We start from the raw sequence: 2,494 nt of genomic DNA, 5'->3' as shown, positions 1-2,494 counted from the left end.
GAAATGGCGCAAACTCGATGGCCGGAACCGCCTGCCCGAGATCATCCAAGGGGTTGAGTTCCGCGACGGCCTCCGCCACGTTCAAGCCGCCGCCTGATCAGGCGTCACCAACTTCTGCGCATATCTCGGGAGAATATACCGCACGCTCAACATCATCGATGAGTTCACGAAAGAGGCGTTGGTGATCCGCGTAAAGCGTAAGCTCAATTCTGTCGACGTGGTCGATGCCTTGACTGATCTGTTCATCCTGTGAGGGCCACCAGAATATATCAGGTCGGACAATGGCGCAGAATTTATCGCCAAGAAGGTGCGCGCTTGGATCGGTGCCGTGGGCGCCAAAACCGCCTACATTGAGCCCGGATCGCCGTGGGAGAACGGCTACTGCGAGAGCTTCAACTCACGGTTCCGGGACGAGTTGCTCAATGGCGAGGTCTTCTCCACGCTGCGCGAGGCCCAGCTCCTGATCGAGCGATGGCGCCGCCACTACAACACCGTCAGGCCGCACAGTTCCCTCGGCTACCGCCCGCCCGCGCCAGAAAGCTTCTTGCCGGTAGACCAAAGGCCGACCATGCACTAACAATTAGCCCGGACCACTCGAAGGGGGCACTCCATGCGGGACTCATAGACATCTTCAGACACCCCGTCAGTCGGCGCAAATGGCTGACCATCGCCAGTGGTCTGTTCATCAGCGTGGCTGTCGCGTTGCCCTTAAATCTGAGACGCGGCGCGTTCGGCTACATTTTTTGCCCTTAATAGTGAGATTCGACTGCCATCGGGCCTATGCTTCTTGCACGCCGTTGCGCGATGTGATCAACCGCAGCGAGCAAACGTTGCTCCTTCTCGAAGGTGCGCAGTAGAGCAACCCTTGCATAGTCGTCGATGTCGGAGCTGACGATGGCTGCTTTGACCAAGGGACGAGATCGAGCGGCAGCGATCGCTGCGAGGCAGAATAGCCTCACTTCCTGTCGATGGCTCTGAAGAGCGAACAACGGCTCCCCGCGGAAGGTCACTAGTGACATGGCAAAGGTGACCGCGCGCATGGCGCGCCGAAGTTGCTTGGGGCTGCTTAATTGGGCGGCGCACTCAAGCATCCCTGCCCCGCGGCGCGCACGATTTATCAGTTTTTCGGATATCTGTTCGCCTCTGGGCTTGCCAAGGGTCTGCACAAGTCTCGTGCCGCAAACCTGGCAGTCGAATGCCCAGGCTCGCCTCCAATGCCTGAGCAAAAGGCCCCGTCGGGAGCATTCCGGACAAGACTGGAACGGGACCCGGGCCGTCAGCAGGGCTTCTGCTGGCGTCATTGTCGGAAAAGTCAAAGACCGCACGATGTCGGGGTTGGTTCGTGCGGCGTCGGAAATTTTCTCCGCCGCAGCCGCGTCGACGTTGAAGTCCAAGGAGGCGCCATGTGTAGTATCGATTTCGATATGAGCCAGCAGTTCCGCGTCATCACAGTAGTTGGCCGCAGCCAGCCGGGACAACCAACCTGACAACAACTCGTCTGGCAAAGGCGCGACAGTCTTCGGGAGCGGGCGCGGCGTCACACCCCGGACTTCTCGAGCCGCCGCCCAGCGGACGCGTGACGCGACCAAACCGGCGTCCATCTGGCGATTGCGTCATCGGTGATGCATTCCTCGCCTGTGACGATGGCGTCAATGGAAAGATCCTTGACCAGAGCGAAGATGCGCGAGGTCACGCCACCGGTCAGTGCCAAGACCTGCTTGAGAGATTTGACCTTCAGGTTGGATTTCTTTTCGAGTGGCATGGCAGCAATAAGTGTCTGAATCATGTCTGAGAATTCGGCGTCGTCGCGCCAGTTTGGCAGGTGATGTTCGTCCAGCCGTCGAGCTAGCTGGATATCGCCGCGAATGGCATCTACGGCCTCGCTGACCCCGAGGCAGACCAGCGACACCTCGAGTTCATTGCTGAGATACCGAAGAACATTGAGAAAGCGGCGCTGTTCGCGATGGGTCCCGGCCAAGAGGTTGTGGACCTCGTCGATCATGATCATCCGCAAGCCAAGGTCGCGCAAGAGCGCGACGACACGGACTTCGAGGGAGGCCACATTTTGAGCGCGCGCGCTCAGTGCCGTGGCCGGTGCCCCGACGGTCGCAAGGATGTGCAGATAGAACCGCCGTTCGTCGGGAGCTGGCGGTGCTTGTAACAGCAACAGCGGCGTTCGCGTAATTCCCGATGCTGGATCATATTCCGGTGCATATCTGCGCGACAGGTTGCGGGCTATCATCGTCTTTCCGATCCCCGACGCGCCATGCACAAGAAGGCCAGGCATACGGGTTTGCCTTGGCGCTTCGATCATATCCTGCAAACGGTCCAGAACTTGTTCAGCCCGCGGAAAGCCAATCCAGATGTCCGATTGAATGAGGGCGATCCGACCGTCTTCCTCAGTTGTCCCTGCCCTCAATTCACCATCTCTCCACCTTGAACAATGGCCGCGATGTATCACCCGTGTCGATCGGGCGCAGCCCTTCGGTTGTCG

At 59.2% G+C, this 2,494-nt stretch carries 2 protein-coding genes and 1 pseudogene; 1 reads left to right on the top strand and 2 read right to left on the bottom strand.

All coding sequences use genetic code 11. The features are described 5' to 3' along the window. Positions 1-127: 127 nt before the first annotated feature. A pseudogene (locus tag ROE7235_RS19315) lies at positions 128-577 on the top strand (integrase core domain-containing protein); the annotation flags it as partial. A gap of 172 nt (positions 578-749) precedes the next feature. Here ROE7235_RS19315 and ROE7235_RS19310 read toward each other — a convergent pair. Next, on the bottom strand, positions 750-1,505 hold the full coding sequence (locus tag ROE7235_RS19310) for a TniQ family protein (RefSeq protein WP_245964046.1): 756 nt from the start codon (positions 1,503-1,505) through the stop codon (positions 750-752). Positions 1,506-1,537: 32 nt separating this feature from the next. Continuing rightward, positions 1,538-2,494: TniB family NTP-binding protein (locus tag ROE7235_RS19305; protein ID WP_245964045.1), on the bottom strand; the 957-nt coding region annotated here is incomplete at its 5' end.

The organism is Roseinatronobacter ekhonensis, from assembly GCF_900499075.1.
GTDB classification, from domain to species: domain Bacteria; phylum Pseudomonadota; class Alphaproteobacteria; order Rhodobacterales; family Rhodobacteraceae; genus Roseinatronobacter; species Roseinatronobacter ekhonensis.
Note: the sequence above shows the minus strand (reverse complement) of the source record. Positions and strands in the feature narration are given on the sequence as shown.